General features: G+C 71.6%; 17 protein-coding genes. 13 read left to right on the top strand and 4 right to left on the bottom strand.

Features of this window, described 5'->3' with window-relative positions; genetic code table 11:
- Nucleotide 1: 1 nt before the first annotated feature.
- The 6 genes from NFU81_RS31665 (at nucleotide 2) to NFU81_RS31640 (ending at nucleotide 6,402) form a co-directional block, all read left to right on the top strand.
- Nucleotides 2–994: an ABC transporter ATP-binding protein gene (locus tag NFU81_RS31665; RefSeq protein ID WP_422665338.1), complete on the top strand. Its 993-nt coding sequence runs from the start codon at nucleotides 2–4 to the stop codon at nucleotides 992–994.
- Nucleotides 991–1,740 (top strand): ABC transporter ATP-binding protein, encoded by a 750-nt coding sequence (locus NFU81_RS31660; protein ID WP_422665337.1) that lies wholly within the window; start codon nucleotides 991–993, stop codon nucleotides 1,738–1,740. Before NFU81_RS31665 ends, NFU81_RS31660 begins: the two co-directional genes overlap by 4 nt.
- A gap of 175 nt (nucleotides 1,741–1,915) precedes the next feature.
- On the top strand, nucleotides 1,916–4,456 hold the full coding sequence (locus NFU81_RS31655; RefSeq protein WP_251497707.1) for a sensor histidine kinase: 2,541 nt from the start codon (nucleotides 1,916–1,918) through the stop codon (nucleotides 4,454–4,456).
- A gap of 62 nt (nucleotides 4,457–4,518) precedes the next feature.
- Nucleotides 4,519–5,202, top strand: coding sequence for a response regulator (locus tag NFU81_RS31650; RefSeq protein ID WP_251497779.1), 684 nt, complete (start codon nucleotides 4,519–4,521; stop codon nucleotides 5,200–5,202).
- A gap of 24 nt (nucleotides 5,203–5,226) precedes the next feature.
- On the top strand, nucleotides 5,227–5,625 hold the full coding sequence (locus tag NFU81_RS31645) for an OB-fold nucleic acid binding domain-containing protein (RefSeq protein WP_078582256.1): 399 nt from the start codon (nucleotides 5,227–5,229) through the stop codon (nucleotides 5,623–5,625).
- Between the two features lie 3 nt (nucleotides 5,626–5,628).
- Nucleotides 5,629–6,402 (top strand): DUF3159 domain-containing protein, encoded by a 774-nt coding sequence (locus NFU81_RS31640; protein WP_422665336.1) that lies wholly within the window; start codon nucleotides 5,629–5,631, stop codon nucleotides 6,400–6,402.
- Nucleotides 6,403–6,432: 30 nt separating this feature from the next.
- On the opposite strand, the gene NFU81_RS31635 is transcribed toward NFU81_RS31640, so the two are convergent.
- The gene (locus tag NFU81_RS31635; protein ID WP_251497704.1) at nucleotides 6,433–7,107 is read right to left on the bottom strand and encodes a potassium channel family protein; all 675 of its coding nucleotides are present in this window, start codon (nucleotides 7,105–7,107) and stop codon (nucleotides 6,433–6,435) included.
- Nucleotides 7,104–7,772, bottom strand: coding sequence for a potassium channel family protein (locus tag NFU81_RS31630; protein WP_251497702.1), 669 nt, complete (start codon nucleotides 7,770–7,772; stop codon nucleotides 7,104–7,106). The genes NFU81_RS31635 and NFU81_RS31630 overlap by 4 nt, the downstream gene beginning before the upstream one ends.
- Nucleotides 7,773–7,974: 202 nt before the next feature.
- Between NFU81_RS31630 and NFU81_RS31625 the strand changes: the two genes are divergently transcribed.
- Nucleotides 7,975–10,026 carry an APC family permease gene (locus tag NFU81_RS31625; RefSeq protein WP_251497699.1) on the top strand — a complete coding sequence of 684 codons (2,052 nt, stop codon included), beginning with the start codon at nucleotides 7,975–7,977 and terminating at the stop codon, nucleotides 10,024–10,026.
- A gap of 78 nt (nucleotides 10,027–10,104) precedes the next feature.
- The gene (locus NFU81_RS31620) at nucleotides 10,105–11,433 is read left to right on the top strand and encodes a class I SAM-dependent RNA methyltransferase (RefSeq protein ID WP_251497697.1); all 1,329 of its coding nucleotides are present in this window, start codon (nucleotides 10,105–10,107) and stop codon (nucleotides 11,431–11,433) included.
- Between the two features lie 336 nt (nucleotides 11,434–11,769).
- On the opposite strand, the gene NFU81_RS31615 is transcribed toward NFU81_RS31620, so the two are convergent.
- A complete protein-coding gene (locus tag NFU81_RS31615) occupies nucleotides 11,770–12,225 on the bottom strand; it encodes a MarR family winged helix-turn-helix transcriptional regulator (protein ID WP_251497696.1) in 456 nt (151 codons plus the stop codon).
- Nucleotides 12,226–12,331: 106 nt separating this feature from the next.
- Between NFU81_RS31615 and NFU81_RS31610 the strand changes: the two genes are divergently transcribed.
- Nucleotides 12,332–13,357 (top strand): aldo/keto reductase, encoded by a 1,026-nt coding sequence (locus tag NFU81_RS31610; protein WP_251497773.1) that lies wholly within the window; start codon nucleotides 12,332–12,334, stop codon nucleotides 13,355–13,357.
- 297 nt (nucleotides 13,358–13,654) lie between these two features.
- Nucleotides 13,655–14,815: a Gfo/Idh/MocA family protein gene (locus NFU81_RS31605; protein WP_251497693.1), complete on the top strand. Its 1,161-nt coding sequence runs from the start codon at nucleotides 13,655–13,657 to the stop codon at nucleotides 14,813–14,815.
- A gap of 41 nt (nucleotides 14,816–14,856) precedes the next feature.
- Here NFU81_RS31605 and NFU81_RS31600 read toward each other — a convergent pair whose 3' ends face one another.
- On the bottom strand, nucleotides 14,857–15,408 hold the full coding sequence (locus NFU81_RS31600; protein ID WP_251497690.1) for a DUF1697 domain-containing protein: 552 nt from the start codon (nucleotides 15,406–15,408) through the stop codon (nucleotides 14,857–14,859).
- Between the two features lie 187 nt (nucleotides 15,409–15,595).
- Here NFU81_RS31600 and NFU81_RS31595 point away from each other — a divergent pair, with 187 nt between their 5' ends.
- From NFU81_RS31595 to NFU81_RS31585, 3 genes are all read left to right on the top strand, one after another.
- Nucleotides 15,596–16,936, top strand: coding sequence for an AAA family ATPase (locus NFU81_RS31595; RefSeq protein ID WP_251497674.1), 1,341 nt, complete (start codon nucleotides 15,596–15,598; stop codon nucleotides 16,934–16,936).
- Entirely contained in the window at nucleotides 16,933–17,289 is a 357-nt protein-coding gene (locus tag NFU81_RS31590) for a nucleotide pyrophosphohydrolase (protein ID WP_251497671.1), read from the top strand. Before NFU81_RS31595 ends, NFU81_RS31590 begins: the two co-directional genes overlap by 4 nt.
- Before the next feature lie 143 nt (nucleotides 17,290–17,432).
- The coding region (locus NFU81_RS31585; protein WP_251497668.1) for a DUF6099 family protein at nucleotides 17,433–17,639 on the top strand (207 nt) is incomplete at its 3' end.

Here is a 17,639-nt window from a genome sequence, read left to right as displayed (position 1 = left end):
TATGACCGACCTCGCCGTCCTGCAGGCCCGCGCCATGGCGAGGTCCGCGCCCGAGCCGGACGAGGGCCTGATCGTCTGCGACAACCTGGTGCGCGTCTACCGCACCGAGGGCGTCGAGGTGCAGGCGCTCCAGGGGCTGGACCTGACCGTCGACGAGGGCGAGCTGCTTGCCGTCGTCGGCGCCTCCGGCTCGGGCAAGTCCACCCTGCTGGGCATCCTGTCGGGACTCGACCTGCCGACCGCGGGCCGCGCGAGGGTCGCCCGGCACGACCTGCTCACCATGAAGCGCCGCGAACGCCTGGACTACCGGCGCCGCACGGTCGGCTTCGTCTGGCAGCAGACCGGGCGCAACCTGCTGCCGTACCTGACGGCGCTGGAGAACGTGACGCTGCCCATGGGCTACGCGCGCATCCCGCGCGCACAACGCGCCGGGCGGGCCATGGAACTGCTCGACATGCTGGGCATCGCCGACTGCCGCAACCGCCGCCCCGGTGAGCTGTCCGGCGGCCAGCAGCAGCGCGTGGCCATCGCCGTTGCGGGCGCCAACACCCCCCGGGTGCTCTTCGCCGACGAGCCCACCGGCGAGCTGGACACCGCAAGCGGCGAGGAGGTCTTCGCCGCCCTGCGCCGTACGAACGCGGAACTCGGCGTCACCGTCCTGATCGTTACCCACGACCCCGCGGTCTCGGAGCAGGTCAGGCGTACGGTACGGATACGCGACGGCCGTACCGCGACCGAAGTGCTGCGCCCGTCCGCGGGCGGGGCGGGGCAGGACGCGGGCGGCGCGCAGGAGTACGCCGTCCTCGACCGCGTCGGGCGGCTGCAGCTGCCGCGGGAGTACACCGAGCGGTACGGCCTGCACCGCCGCGTACGGTTGACCGCGGAACCCGACCACCTCGGAGTGTGGCCGGACCGGGGCGCCGGGCAGGAACCGGCACAGGACGGGCAGGACGCCGCTCCCGGCGCGGGCGGCCAGGAGGGGGACGAAGGATGACCGACCAGCATGGGGGAGCAGGGATGACCGGGCAGTCCGGCACGGCCGTGGCGACGTCGCCGAAGACCGGCGAGATGGTGGTGGTCGAGGACCTGCGGCGTACCTACGGCAGCGGCGAGACGGCCGTGCACGCGCTGCGCGGGGTGTCGTTCGCGGTGCCGCGCGGCGAGCTGGTGGCGCTCAAGGGCCGATCGGGGTCGGGCAAGACCACGGTGCTCAACCTCGTGGGCGGCCTGGACACCCCCGACGGCGGACGCATATCGCTGGACGGCACCGACCTGGCGGGGCTCGGCGACGACGACCTGCTGGCCCTGCGCAGGGACCGGATCGGCTTCGTCTTCCAGTCCTTCGGCCTGATCCCCATCCTGACCGCGGCCGAGAACGTCGGGGTGCCGATGCGGCTGCGCAAGACGCCGCCGCGCGAGCGCGAGGAGCGCGTCGAGCTGCTGCTCGCCCTGGTCGGCCTCGCCGACCACGCGGCCCAGCGCCCCGGCGAGCTGTCCGGCGGCCAGCAGCAGCGCGTCGCCATCGCCCGGGCGCTGGCCAACCGCCCCGACCTGATCATCGCCGACGAGCCCACAGGCCAGCTCGACGCCGACACCGGCCTCGCCGTGATGGAGCTGCTGCGGGCCGTGGTCCGCAGCGAGGGGGTGACGGCCCTGGTCGCCACCCACGACAACCAGCTGCTCGCCCTGGCCGACCGGGTCCTCGAACTGCGCGACGGCCGGATCGTCGCTGACAGCTGAGCGCGTGCCGCGGTGACGCAAAGTCGCCGTACATGACCGACGGTGTCCGGTGCCGGTGTTTTACCCGGTACATGGCCACGTCATGGCGATTTTCGCCGTCAAGACGGCGTCAAGGTGTCCCCGGACGGACGGCCGAGTCTGATGTGTCCGCTTCGGCCGTTCTAAGGTCGTAGACATGGCACGCGGCATATTGCGGATCTACCTGGGGGCGGCCCCCGGCGTCGGCAAGACCTACGCAATGCTCTCCGAGGCCCACCGGCGGGTGGAGCGCGGCAGCGACCTGGTCATCGGCTACGTCGAGCACCACCGCAGGCCGCGCACCGAGGTCATGATGCACGGCCTGGAGGAGGTCCCGCGCCGCGAGCACGACTACCGCGGCACCGCCTTCACCGAGATGGACGTCGACGCGGTGCTGCGCAGGGCACCTGAGGTGGCGCTGGTCGACGAGCTGGCCCACACCAACGTGCCGGGCTCGCGAAACGCCAAGCGCTGGCAGGACGTCGAGGAGCTGCTGCAGGCGGGCATCGACGTGGTGTCCAACGTCAACATCCAGCACCTGGAGTCACTCGGCGACGTTGTCGAGTCCATCACCGGGGTCCGGCAGCGCGAGACCGTGCCCGACGAGGTGGTCAGGCGGGCCGACCAGATCGAACTCGTCGACATGTCGCCGCAGGCCCTGCGCCGCCGCATGGCGCACGGCAACATCTACGCCCCCGACAAGGTCGACGCGGCCCTGTCCAACTACTTCAGGCCCGGCAACCTGACCGCGCTGCGCGAGCTGGCCCTGCTGTGGACCGCCGACCGGGTGGACGAGTACCTGCGGGAGTACCGCGCGGAGCACCGGATATCCGCCGCGTGGAAGGCCCGCGAGCGGATCGTCGTCGGCCTGACCGGCGGCCCCGAGGGCCGCACCCTGATCCGGCGGGCCGCGCGGATGGCCGCCAAGGGCTCGGGCAGCGAGATCCTGGCCGTTCACATCGTGCGCAGCGAGGGGCCGGTGTCGGGGTCCGCCAAGGAGCTGGCCGTCCAGCGCACCCTGGTCGAGGACCTCGGCGGCTCCTTCCACCACGTCATCGGCGACGACGTGCCCGACGCGCTGCTGGACTTCGCCCGCGGCGCCGACGCCACGCAGATCGTGCTCGGCAGCAGCCGCCGCAAGACCTGGCAGTACGCCTTCGGGCCGGGCGTCGGCACCACGGTCGCCCGCGAGTCCGGCGACATCGACGTCCACATCGTCACCCACGAGCACGCGGCCAAGGGCCGCGGCCTGCCCGCCGCCCGCGGCGCCACGCTCGGCCGCTCCCGGGTCGTGGCGGGCTGGCTGACCGGTGTGGCCGGCCCCGTGCTGCTCGCGGTGCTGCTCACCCGCTTCCACCCCGGCCCCGGCCAGGCCACCGACATGCTGCTCTTCCTGACGCTCACGGTGGCCGCGGCCCTGGTCGGCGGGCTGCTGCCGGCGCTGGCGTCCGCGGTGGTCGGCTCGCTGCTGCTGAACTACTACTTCACCCGGCCCATCCACTCCTTCACCATCGCCGAGCCGGAGAACATCGTCGCGATCGTGATCTTCGTGCTGGTCGGCGCGGCCGTGGCCTCGGTGGTCGACCTTGCCGCCCGGCGCACCCAGCAGGCCGCCAGGCTGCGCGCGGAGGCGGAGATCCTGTCGCATCTGGCCGGCAGCGTGCTGCGCGGCGAGAGCTCGCTCGAGGCGCTTCTCGAGCGGGTCAGGGAGACCTTCGGGATGGAGTCGGTGGTGCTGCTGGAGCGGGAGGGCGAGCACGCCCTCTGGAAGTGCGCCGCGGCCGTCGGCAGCCGGCCCTGCATGCGCCCCGAGGACGCGGACGTGGAGGTGGCCGTCAACGACCGGCTCTCGCTCGCGCTGCTCGGCCGGGTGCTGCCCGCCTCCGACCGCCGCGTGCTGTCGGCCTTCGCCGCGCAGGCCGCGGTGGTCCTCGACCGCAAGCGGCTCGCCGACGAGGCCGGCAGGGCTCGGGAGCTGGCCGAGGGCAACCGGATACGCACCGCGCTGCTCGCGGCCGTCTCGCACGACCTGCGCACCCCGCTGTCCGGCATCAAGGCCTCGGTGTCCTCGCTGCGGTCCGCCGACGTCGCCTGGTCCGAGGAGGACGAGGCGGAACTGCTGGCCGGCATCGAGGACGGCGCCGACCGCCTCGACCACCTGGTGGGCAACCTGCTGGACATGTCCCGGCTGCAGACCGGCACCGTCAACCCGCTGATCCGCGAACTGGACCTCGACGAGGTGGTACCGATGGCGCTGGGCGGCGTCCCCGAGCCGAGCGTCACCCTGGACATCCCCGAGTCGCTGCCGATGGTCGCGGTGGACCCCGGCCTGCTGGAGCGCAGCGTCGCCAACGTGGTGGAGAACGCCGTCAAGTACAGCCCGCCCGGCGAACCCGTCCTGGTGGCCGCCAGCGCGCTCGGCGACCGGGTCGAGGTCCGGGTGGCCGACCGCGGCCCCGGAGTCCCCGAGAGCGCCAAGGAACAGATCTTCGAGCCCTTCCAGCGGTACGGCGACGCGCCGCGCGGCACCGGTGTGGGCCTCGGCCTCGCGGTCGCCCGCGGCTTCGCCGAGGCCATGGGCGGCACCCTGGTCGCCGAGGACACCCCGGGCGGCGGCCTGACGATGGTGCTCACCCTGCGGGCCGCGGCGGACGGGCGGCCGGCCCGCCCCGGCCTTCCCGCGACGGCGACCACATGAGCCGGGCGGCGGGGCAGGAGCCGGCGGGTGCCGGCGCGCAGGGGGACACGAAAGGGCGGCGGATGTACCGGGTGCTGGTGGTGGACGACGAACCGCAGATCGTCAAGGCGCTGGTGATCAACCTGCGGGCACGGGCCTACGAGGTGGACGCAGCCCATGACGGCGCCGCTGCGCTGCGGGTGGCCGCGGCCCGGCACCCCGACGTGGTGGTGCTCGACCTCGGGCTGCCCGACATGGACGGCGTCGAGGTGATCCGCGGGCTGCGCGGCTGGACCCGGGTGCCGATCATCGTGCTGTCGGCCCGGCACGCCTCCGACGAGAAGGTCGAGGCACTGGACGCCGGCGCCGACGACTACGTGACCAAGCCGTTCGGCATGGACGAGCTGCTGGCCCGGCTGCGGGCCGCGGTCCGCCGCGCCACGCCGAGCGGCTCGGACGACGACGCCTCGGCGGTGGAGACCGAGACCTTCACCGTGGACCTGGCGGCCCGCAAGGTCCACCGCGACGGCGCCGACGTGCGGCTCACCCCCACCGAGTGGCACCTGCTGGAAGTGCTGGTGCGCAACCCCGGCCGGCTGGTCTCGCAGAAGCAGCTGCTGCAGGAGGTCTGGGGACCCGCGTACGGCACCGAGACCAACTACCTGCGGGTCTACATGGCCCAGCTGCGCAGGAAGCTGGAGGCCGACCCGGCCAGGCCGCGGCACTTCATCACCGAACCCGGCATGGGCTACCGCTTCGAGGCGTGAGGTCCGGCCGGTACGCTGGACCGTATGAGTGGTGCCATCCGTTCTGAGCGACCTGCCGGTCGCTTCCGCCGCATGCTCGACCGGCTGTCCTCCTCGCAGGAGGAACTGCACTCCGAGGAGTTGCAGGAGGAGACCAGGGCCGTCGGCTGCACGCGGATCAAGGACTGCTCCGACCGCCAGATAGTGTCCGTCACGGGTACGCTGCGTACGGTCACGCTGCGTCCCCGGGCGGGCGTGCCCGCACTGGAGGCGGAGCTGTTCGACGGGTCCGCCGCGCTGGACGTGGTCTGGCTCGGCCGACGCAGCATCACCGGTATCGAACCCGGCCGCCGGATCATCGCCTCCGGCCGGATCTCCATGAACCGTGGCCGTCCGGTGCTGTTCAACCCCAAGTACGAACTGCGTCCGGTCGGACAGGAGTAGCTGGTGGCGTCGATCGACAACACGGACCACGAGAAATCGGCCGGCCCGCAGGGGCAGGCGGGCGACGAAGCCGAGGTCAGGGCGGCAACCGAGGCCGCACTGCTGGACGCCTTCGGCGGCATCCTCGGCATGGTGGAGACCACCGTGCCCGGCTTGATCTTCGTGGTGATCTACACGGTCAACCACGACATCAAGTCCTCCGCGCTGGCGGCGCTGGGCCTGTCGGTGGTGCTCGGCGTGGTCCGGCTGGCCCGCAGGGACACCCTCAAGCACGCCTTCAGCGGCGTCTTCGGCATCGCCTTCGGCGCGCTGTTCGCGATGATGTCCGGCAATGCCAAGAACTTCTACCTGCCCGGCATGCTCTACACCCTGGGCCTCGGCGTCGCCTACGTGGTCTCGGCGCTGGCGGGCTTCCCGCTGCTCGGCCTGATCCTCGGCCCGGTGTTCAAGGAGAACCTGTCCTGGCGCACCCGCAATCCGGGGCGACTGCGCGCGTACACCAAGGCCAGCTGGGCCTGGGGCCTGATCCTGCTGGCCAAGTCGGCGATCCTCTTCCCGCTGTACTGGTGGGGCAACGCCACGCAGCTGGGCTGGGTGAAGGTCGCGCTCGGCATCCCGCCGTTCCTGCTGTCGGTGTACCTGACCTGGATCTTCCTGGTGAAGGCGCCGGCCCCGATCGACGTGATCGCGGAGATGGAGGCGGCCGAGCAGGAGCGCAAGGCCGAGAAGGAACGGGCCAAGGCCGACGAGACGTCGGCCGGGCAGACGGTCAAGTAGATCCGGCCTGCCCGGCCGTTGCCGGGCAGGTCAGCCGCTGCTGCCGTCCTGGACGGACAGCAGGTCCTCCAGCTGCTCCTCACGGTGCGGCGCCGCCACGAACAGCAGCTCGTCGCCGGCCTCCAGCGCGTCGTCCTTCGACGGGGTGAGCACCCGGTTGCCGCGGATGATGGTGACCAGTGAGGTGTCCTGCGGCCACTCCACGTCACCGACCCGGGTGCCGACCAGCGCGGCCTCCTCGGGCAGCGTCAACTCGACGAGATTCGCGTCACCCTGGCTGAAGCGCAGCAGCCGGACCAGGTCGCCGACGCTCACCGCCTCCTCGACCAGGGCCGACATCAGCCGCGGTGTGGAGACGGCGACGTCCACGCCCCACGACTCGTTGAACAGCCACTCGTTCTTCGGGTTGTTCACCCGGGCGACGACCCGCGGCACGCCGTACTCCGTCTTGGCGAGCAGCGACACCACCAGGTTGACCTTGTCGTCGCCGGTCGCGGCGATCACCACGTTGCAGCGCTGCAGCGCGGCCTCGTCGAGCGAGGTGATCTCGCACGCGTCGGCCAGCAGCCACTCGGCCTGCGGCACCCGCTCCACCGAGATGGAGGTGGGGTTCTTGTCGACGAGCAGCACCTCGTGCCCGTTCTCCAGCAGCTCGGCCGCGATGGACCGGCCGACCGCGCCGGCCCCGGCGATGGCCACCCTCATGAGTGGTCCTCCTCGGGTCCCTTGGCGAAGGCCGCCTCTACGTCGGCGACCTCGTCGGAGCGCAGCATCACGTGGACGAGGTCGCCCTCCTGCAGCACGGTCTGCGCGGTGGGCAGCATCGCCTCGCCGAGCCGGGTGAGAAATGCCACCCTGGCGCCGGTCTCCTCCTGCAGCCTGCTGATCTTGTGCCCGATCCACGCCGGAGAGGTGTGCACCTCGGCGAGCTGGACCCCGCCGCTGGGGTCGCGCCACAGCGGCTCGGCGCCGGACGGCAGCAGCCGCCGCAGCATCTGGTCGGCGGTCCACCGCACGGTCGCCACGGTCGGGATGCCCAGCCGCTGGTAGACCTCGGCCCGGCGCGGGTCGTAGATCCTGGCCGCGACGTTCTCGATGCCGAACATCTCCCTGGCCACCCGGGCCGCGATGATGTTGGAGTTGTCGCCGCTGCTGACAGCCGCGAAGGCGCCCGCCTCCTCGATACCGGCCTCACGCAGTGTGTCCTGGTCGAACCCGACTCCGGTCACCCGGCGCCCGCCGAACCCGGAGCCCAGGCGGCGGAACGCCTTGGGGTCCTGATCGATCACCGCGACCGTATGACCTTGCTGTTCGAGGGAGTGCGCGAGAGTGGAGCCCACTCGCCCGCATCCCATAATCACGACGTGCACGACCGTCCTTCCGGCTGTCAACGTTATCGACTGAGACTGTGTGCTGAGTCGTAGAGGTCGTTCCAAGCGTCTCAGACCGCGGCCAAAGCTACACACGCGCGTCGCACCGCAGAAGGTTGCGTCGTGGCGGCCTCACAAGTTCGCCACACTCCATAAGGGACTGGGGCACCCGCACGTATGGCCGATCCCTTAACATCGCGGAGTGTCCAAACTGACCGACCTGCCGAAACGGATCCTCATCGGCCGGGCGCTGCGCAGCGACAAGCTGGGCGAGACGCTGCTCCCCAAGCGGCTCGCGCTCCCTGTCTTCGCCTCCGACCCGCTGTCGTCCGTGGCGTATGCGCCGGGCGAGGTACTGCTCGTCCTGTCGATCGCCGGAGTGTCGGCCTACCACTTCAGCCCGTGGATCGCGGGCGCCGTCGTGGTCCTGATGTTCACCGTGGTCGCCTCCTACCGGCAGAACGTGCACGCCTACCCCTCAGGCGGCGGTGACTACGAGGTCGCCACCACCAACCTGGGGCCGAGGGCGGGGCTCACCGTCGCCAGCGCGCTGCTGGTCGACTACGTGCTCACGGTTGCGGTGTCGGTCGCCTCCGGCATCGAGAACCTGGGCTCGGCGGTGCCGTTCTTCGTCACGCACAAGGTGGTCGGCGCGGTCGGCATGATCGTCATCCTGATGCTGATGAACCTGCGCGGGGTGCGCGAGTCCGGCACGATCTTCGCGATCCCCACCTACGCCTTCGTCTTCGGCGTCTTCTGCATGATCGCGTGGGGCGTGTTCAAGATCGCCACTGGGCATGACATGCACGCGCCCACGGCGGGCTACACGATCCACGCCGAGTCCTCGGGGATCGGCGGCTTCGCACTGATCTTCCTGCTGCTGCGCGCCTTCTCCTCAGGATGTGCCGCCCTCACCGGCGTCGAGGCCATCAGCAACGGTGTACCGGCCTTCAAGAAGCCCAAGTCCAAGAACGCCGCCACCACGCTGGCGGCGATGGGCCTGCTCGCCGTCACCATGTTCTGCGGCATCATCGCGCTGGCGATAAACACCCATGTGCGGATGGCCGAGAACCCCGCCACCGACCTGCTCAACCACGGCACACCGGTCGGCTCGGGCTTCACCCAGGACCCGGTGATCGCCCAGGTCGCCGAGGCGGTCTTCGGCCACAACTCGATCCCGTTCGTCTTCCTGGCCGCGGTCACAGCGCTGGTGCTCTTCCTGGCCGCCAACACCGCGTACAACGGCTTCCCCGTGCTCGGCTCGATCCTCGCCCAGGACCGCTACCTGCCGCGCCAGCTGCACACCCGCGGCGACCGGCTTGCCTTCTCCAACGGCATCGTGCTGCTGGCCGGCTTCGCCTGCGTCCTGGTCTACATCTACGGCGCCGACTCCACCCGGCTGATCCAGCTGTACATCGTGGGCGTCTTCGTCTCCTTCACGCTCAGCCAGACCGGCATGGTCAGGCACTGGAACCGGCACCTGCGCACCGAGACCGACCAGGCCAAGCGCCGCCACATGGTGCGCTCCCGGGCCATCAACACCTTCGGCGCCTTCCTCACCGGCCTGGTGCTGGTCATCGTGCTGCTCACCAAGTTCACCCACGGCGCCTGGGTCGCGGTGCTCGGCATGGTCGTCTTCTACGCCACCATGACCGCGATCCGCCGCCACTACACCCGGGTCTCCGACGAGATCGCCGCCGAGGACGAGCCGGGCGACGACTACGTGCGCCCCTCCCGGGTGCACTCCATCGTCCTGGTCTCCAAGGTGCACAAGCCCACCCTGCGGGCGCTGTCCTACGCCAAGCTGGTGCGCTCCGACACCCTCGAAGCGCTCAGCATCAACGTCGACCCCGACGACACCAAGGCGCTGCAGGCCGACTGGCAGCGGCGCGGCATCGACGTACCGCTGAAGGTCCTCGACTCGCCCTACCGCGAGATCACCCGGCCGATCATCGACTACGTCAAGGGGCTGCGGCGCAACAGCCCGCGGGACGTGGTCAGCATCTACATCCCCGAATACGTCGTCGGCCACTGGTACGAGCACCTGCTGCACAACCAGAGCGCCCTGCGGCTCAAGGGCCGGCTGCTCTTCACCCCCGGTGTGATGGTCACCTCGGTGCCCTACCAGCTGGAGTCCTCCGAGGTCGCCCGCGCCCGTGCCCGCCGCCGTGCCGACTGGAACGCGCCCGGCTCCATCCGCCGCGGCCCGGTCGGGCCGCAGCAGCGCGAGCGCGAGCACCAGCGCGAGCACTGAGGGCGCGGCCGGGACCTGCCGCGGACCCGTAGAGTGGGCTGTCGCGCACCCCGAGAAGAGCCCAGGAGCACCACCGACATGCAGACCGAGCCCGCCCCGTCACTGGTCGGCCAGGAGTACGAGGTAGAGATCGGCGCGGTGGCGCACGGCGGCCACTGCCTGGCACGGACCGCCGAGGGCCAGGTCCTCTTCGTCCGGCACACCCTGCCCGGCGAGCGGGTCGTCGCCCGGGTCACCCACGGCGAGGTCGGTGCGAGCTTCCTGCGGGCCGACGCCGTCCGCGTCCTGACCGCGTCCAGGGACCGCGTCGAGGCGCCCTGCCCCTTCTCGGGACCCGGCCGCTGCGGCGGCTGCGACTGGCAGCACGCCGCCCCCGGCGCCCAGCGCCGCCTCAAGGCCGCGGTCATCACCGAGCAGCTGGCCAGGCTCGCCGGCATCACCCCCGAGGAGGCCGGCTGGGACGGCACGGTGGAGCCCGCCCCCGGCGACAAGGTCGCCAAGGGCGAGGTCCCCGCCTGGCGCACCCGGGTGCAGTACGCCGTGGACGACGAGGGACGCGCGGGGCTGCGCAGGCACCGCTCGCACGACGTCGAGGTCATCGACCACTGCATGATCGCCGCACCCGAGGTCAGCGAGCTGGGCGTCGAGGCCCGCCGCTGGCCGCAGATCGCCGCGGTCGAGGCGATCGCCGCCACCGGCTCCAGCGACCGGCAGGTCGTGCTGACCCCCCGGCCGGGCGGCCGGCTGCCGATCGTGGAGCTGGACAAGCCGGTGTCCGTCCTGCGGATCGGCGAGCGTGACAAGGCCGTCCACCGCGTCCACGGCCGCGACTTCGTCCGCGAGCGCGCCGCGGGCCGCACCTGGCGGGTCGGCGACGGCGGCTTCTGGCAGGTCCACCCGAAGGCCGCCGACCTGCTGGTCGAGGCCGTCATGCAGGGCCTGATGCCGCGCAAGGGCGACATGGCGCTCGACCTCTACTGCGGTGTCGGCCTCTTCGCCGGCGCCCTGGCCGAGCGGGTCGGCGAACGCGGCGCCGTCCTCGGCGTCGAGTCGGGCAAGCGTGCCGCGCAGGACGCCCGGCACAACCTCCAGGACCTCGACCGGGTCCGTATCGAGCACGGCAAGGTCGAGCAGGTCCTGCCCCGCACCGGCATCACCGAGGTCGACCTGATCGTCCTCGACCCGCCCCGCACCGGCGCCCGCCGCCCCACCGTCCGCCACCTCGCCTCCCTCGGCGCCCGCCGCATCGCCTACGTCGCCTGCGACCCGGCGGCCCTGGCCCGCGACCTGGCCTACTTCGCCGAGGAGGGCTACCGCCCGGTGGGCCTGCGTGCCTTCGACCTCTTCCCGATGACGCACCACGTGGAGTGCGTGGCGGTACTGGCGCCGGTCAAGAAGAACGGCTGACCTGCTGTTTTCTCTTTTTCCTCCTGTTCTGGCGGCAGTGCTGACCCTGACAACCGGCGTAGGGGCACTTTCCGGCGCAAAGGGGTCAGGTCGCGGTGCCCCGGGTGAGCGCCACAGGATGGAGTGTGTGTCGGGTTCGCGGGAGAGGCGGGCCATCCGGCGGAGGGGTGACGTGGCCGAGGGCATCGTGTTCGTAGCGCACCCTCCGGCGCGGATGCGGGAAGTGCCGTGGTGCGTCCGCAGCGCAGTGGCTTCTTGGGCGGCTCAAGGGTGCTGGGCTCATCTGGCCGGGGATCGGTGATCGCGCCCTGTGCTTTTCGGCTTCTGTGCCGGCGGCTACAACCGGCGGAGGGCGGAACTCAGTGTTTCGATCTCCTGCGCGGAGAGCTTGTCGGTGAAGTGGCGGCGTACCGCAGCGTCCAGGCCGGGGTGCACGGCGGTGATGGCCTGCCGTCCGGCGTCGGTGAGGGTGACGACGACACCGCCGGCGCGTTCGCGGGTGACGAGTTGGCGCTTGCTCATGCGGGTGAGCTGGTGGGAGATGCGGGTGCGGTCCCAGGCGAGCGACGCGGCGAGCTCGCTCTGACGCAAGGACCCCCCTGCCTTGTTCAGGTTGACCAGGATCGTCAAGTCCGGCTCTGACAGGCCCGCCGCCTCGGCGGCGTCCGCGATCACACGGCTTCGGACGATCTCGTGGGCGCGCTTGAAGGCGGACCAGAGGTCGACCGGATCCGGTGCGGCCTTGCCCATGGGCTCGTCCGGCTCGTGATCTCCGCGATCCGGTGTTGACATATCAACGCACCCGTTCTTAGTGTTGAGATGTCAACAATAGCAGGTGGCTGCCGCCTCGCCGGCCCCCGTCGGCCTCGCCCACCTTTTTCACCCCGCAGAAGGATCCATGCAAACCCGAACCCTTGGAACCGGTGGCCCGCAGGTCACTCCTCTCGCGTTGGGCTGCGCGGGCATGTCCGATCGGACGGCCCCCGCTGACGAAGCTGACGCCATCGCCACGATCCACGCGGCCCTCGCTGCCGGCGTCACCCTCCTCGACACCGCCGACTTCTACGGCATGGGCCACAACGAGGACCTCATCCGCCGCGCGCTCCACGACCGCGATCGCGAAAAGGTTCTCCTGAGCGTGAAGTTCGGCGGTCTGCGCAGCCCCGACGGAGCCTTCGTCGGCATCGAGGGCCGTCCCGCCCATGTGAAAAACGCGCTCGCCTACTCGCTGCGTCGCCTCGGGACCGACCATGTCGACATCTACCGCCCCTCCCGCCTCGCCCCCGACACCCCGATCGAGGACACGATCGGCGCCATCTCCGAACTGGTCCAGGCCGGATACGTCCGCCACATCGGGCTGTCCGAGGTAGGGCCGGAGACCATCCGCCGCGCCCACGCCGTGCACCCGATCTGCGACGTACAGATCGAATACTCCCTGTTCAGCCGTGGCCCCGAGATAAACGGCATCGTGGACACCTGCCGCGAGCTGGGGATCGGCGTCACCGCTTACGGGGTCCTCGCACACGGCCTGCTCACCGGCACCTACCGACAGTCCGCCGGAGGCGACCCACGCGCCCACTGGCTGCCCCGCTTTCACCCCGACAACCTCGCCGCGAACCTCACCCTGGTCGACCGGCTGCGGCCGCTCGCCGACGCACACGGCATCAGCGTCGCACAACTCGCCACCGCCTGGGTCATTGCCCAAAGCCGCGAGCGCGGCACCATCGTGGCCGTCTTGGGCGCCCGCCGACCTCACCGCGTCGATGAGGCCTTGGCCGCGGTCGACGTCACACTGACCGACGCGGACCTTGGCGCGATCGACGAGGCCATCCCGGCCGACGCGGTGGCCGGAACCCGGTACGCCGCACCCCTTATGGCTTTGCTGGACAGCGAGCGCGGCCCGAAGTCCCCTGCAAGCACGTGAGATTGACCGCCGACGGTCAAGTATGCGCGTCCTCTACCGAGACGGTCTTCAGCCAGCATGCTCGGTGAACCGAGCCAGAGGTTCCGCGACACCTGCAATAGCACCGTGTCCTGCACGCCCGTCCGCGGCATCACCCGCTGACCCCGCACCCACTGTGCGTGAATCCTCCACGCCGGCGCCTGCTCGACGCGCGGCCCCGCCTCTCGTGACGGGGCTCTGTGATGGGCACTCCCGTATGCGGTTCACGGCCACAGCGAGTGACGTCGGTGCCATCTACACAAAGAACAGGGGACGAGTATGAACACATCTGAGTCACTGCTTGCCGAACTGGCCCGGTCCGAGAGGCCGATCGGAGTAGGGATCATCGGACTCGGGGCGCACGGTAGCTGGGCCGAGCGCTCCCACCTGCCCGCCCTGCGCGCTGTCCCGGGTTATGAGCTGAGGGCCTTGAGTACGAGTTCGAAACAGTCGGCGGAGCGCTCCGGGCAGAAGCACGGTGTATCCAGGGCCTTCGGGACGGCCGCCGAACTGGTTGCCTGCGACGAGGTCGACCTCGTGGTCGTGGCGGTGAAGGTGCCTCACCACCGGGAACTGGTGCAGACGGCGCTGAGCGCCGCAAAGAGCGTGCTGTGCGAGTGGCCGCTGGGCAACGCGCTCGCGGAGGCCGAGGACATGGCGCAGCTGGCGAGCAGTCGCGCCGTGCCGACCGTCGTCGGACTCCAAGCGCGGTCGCACCCGGCGCTCGCCTACGTACGGCACCTCGTGGCCGACGGCTACGTGGGGGAGGTGCTGTCCACGTCGGTTGTGGGCTCCGGCGGCGCTTGGGGTGCCACCGTCGGCCCCGGCGATCACTACGTGCTCGACGCCGCGAACGGCACGACGCTGCTGACCGTTCCCTTCAGCCACGCCCTCGACGGACTCGCGTCGGTCCTGGGAGAGCCCGAGGAACTGCGGATTCAACTGGCGTCGCGGCGTACGTCGGCCGTGGACACCGAGAGCGGACAGCCCGTGCCCATGACCGCCGCGGACCAGGTGGTGGCCTCGGGACGGCTGCCGAGCGGCGCGGTGGCCACCTTCCACTACCGCGGAGGCATGGCCCGGGGAACCAACTTCCGCTGGGAGATCAACGGCTCCGAGGGCGACCTCGTTCTCACCGCCCCGATCGGCCACCCCCAGCTCAGCCCGCTCACCCTCGAAGGCGGCCGCGGAACATCCACCGTAGTCGCTCCCATGACGGTGCCGCAGTCGTACGTTCGTGTTCCGGAACTGGACGCCCGGGCCGACGCGCCGGCCTACACGGTTGCTCACGCCTACCGGCAGTTCCTGGACGACCTGCGCGAGGGCACATCAGGGGTACCCGATTTCGCACACGGCGTCGCCCGGCACCGCAGCATCGAATCCGTAAGGACGACGCGTGACCGGACGTGTGGGCCTCGGGTGGATGAGCCGAGCCGGTGATGAACAAGGACTGAGGCCCGGGCGACCGCCGGCCGAGGCCGTCATGCGTCGGCCAGCTCCAGGAGTCTGGTGACCGTGTTCCAGTTGCGGCCCGTGGCCGGCAGGCCCAGGCCGCGGTCGGTCAGGCGGGCGGCGAGCTTGGAGTCGCGGATGGAGTCGGGGAAGTGGGCGTAGACCTCCCGCTCGCCCGCCCGGAGTTCGTCCGGCGCGTGGTCCGCCTGCTCGATCGCCGCGAGGCGGTCGAGGGGGACGGGGCCGGCGAGGAAGACGACCAGGAAGCGGGAGCCGTTGATCCCGGTCATGTCGAACGGGTTGGCCGCCACGACCCGCCGCAGGTCCTCCGCGGTGCGCACCATGCAGGTGACGGTCAGGCCCAACTCGTCGGCGAGCGCCTGCTGCAGCGCGTCCGCCAGCCGCTGCGGGTCGGTGTCCTCGTGGGTGAAGACGGCGTTGCCGCTCTGCAGGTGGGTACGGACGCCGGTGCCGCCGATCGCGGCCAGCAGCTCGCGCAGGGTCTGCATCGGGACCCTGGCCCTGCCCCCGACGTTGATCCCGCGCAGCAGTGCGACGTATCTGGTGCTGGTCGTGGTCACGCCTGCCACCGTAGCCGCCGGCACTGACATGCACCCGTACCGACGTTCACCTGCGTGAAGGGCTGTGGCGGTGAGCGGCGTATCTGATTTCCGGATATCCGCAGATCATGCGCGATGTCCCTCGTTCGAGTTACCCCGGGGCCGCTGGAACGGTTCGGCAGGGCCGACCCTGGCTACCTTCGCGGCCATGAGCACCAGCGCCCCCGAGGACACCGGCCACGACCGCCCCGTCGTCACCGAACTGCGGTTGTCCGCCTTCAAGTCACACCGCGGGGCGACCTTCGCGCTCGGTCCGCTCACCCTGCTCACCGGCGGGAGCGGCACCGGCAAGTCCAGCGTGCTCGAAGGGCTCACGGCACTCGGCCGGCTGGCCTGCGGCGCAGAACTCGCCGAGGTCTTCGGAACCGCGGTGCGCGGCGGTGCGGCGGCCTGCGTGCCGCAGGGTGCGCAGCCCGACGCGCAGGGGCGGCGCGGCTTCCGCATCGGCTGCACGGTGACCGGCCCGGTCGGCCCGGTGCGGCTGGACGTCGCGGTGCAGGCCGAGCCGACGCTGCGGATCGTCGGCGAGCGGCTGACCGGCGCGGGCGAGACGCTGCTGACCACGGCGCTGCGCGATCCGGCCAGGCGCACCGTGCAGGCCGCCTGGCACACCGCAGGCGAGGTCTCCGTCACCCGGGCGCCGCTGCCGGACAACGTCCTGGCCAGCGCGCTGCTGCCGCTGCGGGTCTCCGGGCGCACGGACGGGCAGCGGCTGGTGCTGGCCGCCGCGGAGCAGTTGGTGGTCGCGCTGCGCGGGGTCTTCCCCGTCGCGCCCAGGCCCGAACTGATGCGCGCCCCCGTACCGCACGGCGACGGGCGGCTGCGGACCGCGTGCGACAACCTGTCCGCGGTGCTGGCCAGGACCGAGGGCGAGTGCGCCACGCGGCACGCGGCGCTGGTCAACGCGGTGCGCGCGGTCTGCAGTCCGCCGGTCGAGGGACTGACGGTGCTGCCGGCGGTGCTGCCGCGGGGCGACGGGCGGGCGCCGCTGGACGCGGTGATCGCCGCGGTGGACCGAGGCCCGCTGGGCGTGGTGCCGGTCGACCGGCTCGGTGACGGTGAACTGCGCTTCGTGGCACTGGCGTTGGTGCTGCTCACTGGCCCCGGTGTGCTGGACGTCGACACCAGTACGGAGCTGCTGCCGGCCGGCCAGGTGCTCACGGTGCTCGGTGACGGGCTCGATCTGGGCCTGGACCGGCGGCAGTTGCGGGAGCTGCTGCGGCTCGCCGGGATGGCTGCCGCGCGCGGCCACATCCGGCTGCTCGGCACGGTCCAGGACCCGGACTGCGCGGAGGGCCTCGGCGGCGTGACGGTCGCGCGGCTCGGCGAGGGACGCCGGGTGCCCGCGCAGGACACGGGCGAGGCGGAACGCGGTACGGCGGGGTCGGGTGCCGGCGCGGGTGCCGGTACGGCAGGGGCGAGGCGCGCGGCCGAGGAGGCGGGGCGGGCGGAGGAGGGCTGCGACGATGCGGTAGACACGTCGGGGTGACCGGACAACCACCCGACCTGGCGGCCCTGCAGCGCCGCCTGGTCGACTTCGCCGCCGCCCGTGACTGGCAGCCCTTCCACACCCCGAAGAATCTCGCCTCCGCGCTGAGCGTCGAGGCGGCGGAGCTGCTGGAGATCTTCCAGTGGCTGACCCCCGAGCAGGCGTCGGCGGTGATGGCGGACCCCGGCTCGGCCCACCGGGTGCGCGACGAGGTCGCGGACGTGCTGGCGTATCTGCTGCAGTTCTGCGCGGTGCTGGAGATCGACGTGCTGGAGGCGCTCGCGGCGAAGATCGACAGGAACGAGGAGCGCTTCCCGCGGCCTGACCGCCCGGCAGGTCCCTCCGCCGGGTGACCGGGCTGTCGTGGTTGTCCACAGGCGCGGGGTTATCCACAGGTGCCGGGACTCCCCCCTTTCCGTGAGCTGAGACTGTGTCACGCTGAGTGATGTCGGCAGGTGGTGAAGGGGTCACCACCGCCGGGTCGAGGGGGTGCGAGATGGACGCGGCACGGCTGGTGGCGGAGTCGGAACGGGTGATGCGCGGGGCGCCGCAGCCCGAGGACGTCATCGAGGAGGCCTGGCAGGCGGGCGAGCTGGTCGAGGCGGTGGACCGGCTGCTGGCCGCGGGGGAGCGGCCGGCGGCGGGCGCGGGTTCGGCCGGCTGGGCCGCGGGGGCGGGCGGCCGGGCGGGGCCGGTGCTCGCC

This window comes from Actinacidiphila cocklensis (assembly GCF_907177275.1).
GTDB lineage: Bacteria > Actinomycetota > Actinomycetes > Streptomycetales > Streptomycetaceae > Actinacidiphila > Actinacidiphila cocklensis.
Note: the sequence above shows the minus strand (reverse complement) of the source record. Positions and strands in the feature narration are given on the sequence as shown.

Excerpts from the sequence above, each read along its gene's own strand:
- NFU81_RS31605 (WP_251497693.1), top strand. The coding sequence starts at position 13,655 with ATGAACACATCTGAGTCACTGCTTGCCGAACTGGCCCGGTCCGAGAGG.
- NFU81_RS31595 (WP_251497674.1), top strand. The coding sequence starts at position 15,596 with ATGAGCACCAGCGCCCCCGAGGACACCGGCCACGACCGCCCCGTCGTC.
- NFU81_RS31635 (WP_251497704.1), bottom strand. The coding sequence starts at position 7,107 with ATGAGGGTGGCCATCGCCGGGGCCGGCGCGGTCGGCCGGTCCATCGCG.
- NFU81_RS31620 (WP_251497697.1), top strand. The coding sequence starts at position 10,105 with ATGCAGACCGAGCCCGCCCCGTCACTGGTCGGCCAGGAGTACGAGGTA.
- NFU81_RS31610 (WP_251497773.1), top strand. The coding sequence starts at position 12,332 with ATGCAAACCCGAACCCTTGGAACCGGTGGCCCGCAGGTCACTCCTCTC.
- NFU81_RS31665 (WP_422665338.1), top strand. The coding sequence starts at position 2 with ATGACCGACCTCGCCGTCCTGCAGGCCCGCGCCATGGCGAGGTCCGCG.
- NFU81_RS31655 (WP_251497707.1), top strand. The coding sequence starts at position 1,916 with ATGGCACGCGGCATATTGCGGATCTACCTGGGGGCGGCCCCCGGCGTC.
- NFU81_RS31645 (WP_078582256.1), top strand. The coding sequence starts at position 5,227 with ATGAGTGGTGCCATCCGTTCTGAGCGACCTGCCGGTCGCTTCCGCCGC.
- NFU81_RS31615 (WP_251497696.1), bottom strand. The coding sequence starts at position 12,225 with ATGTCAACACCGGATCGCGGAGATCACGAGCCGGACGAGCCCATGGGC.
- NFU81_RS31660 (WP_422665337.1), top strand. The coding sequence starts at position 991 with ATGACCGACCAGCATGGGGGAGCAGGGATGACCGGGCAGTCCGGCACG.
- NFU81_RS31650 (WP_251497779.1), top strand. The coding sequence starts at position 4,519 with ATGTACCGGGTGCTGGTGGTGGACGACGAACCGCAGATCGTCAAGGCG.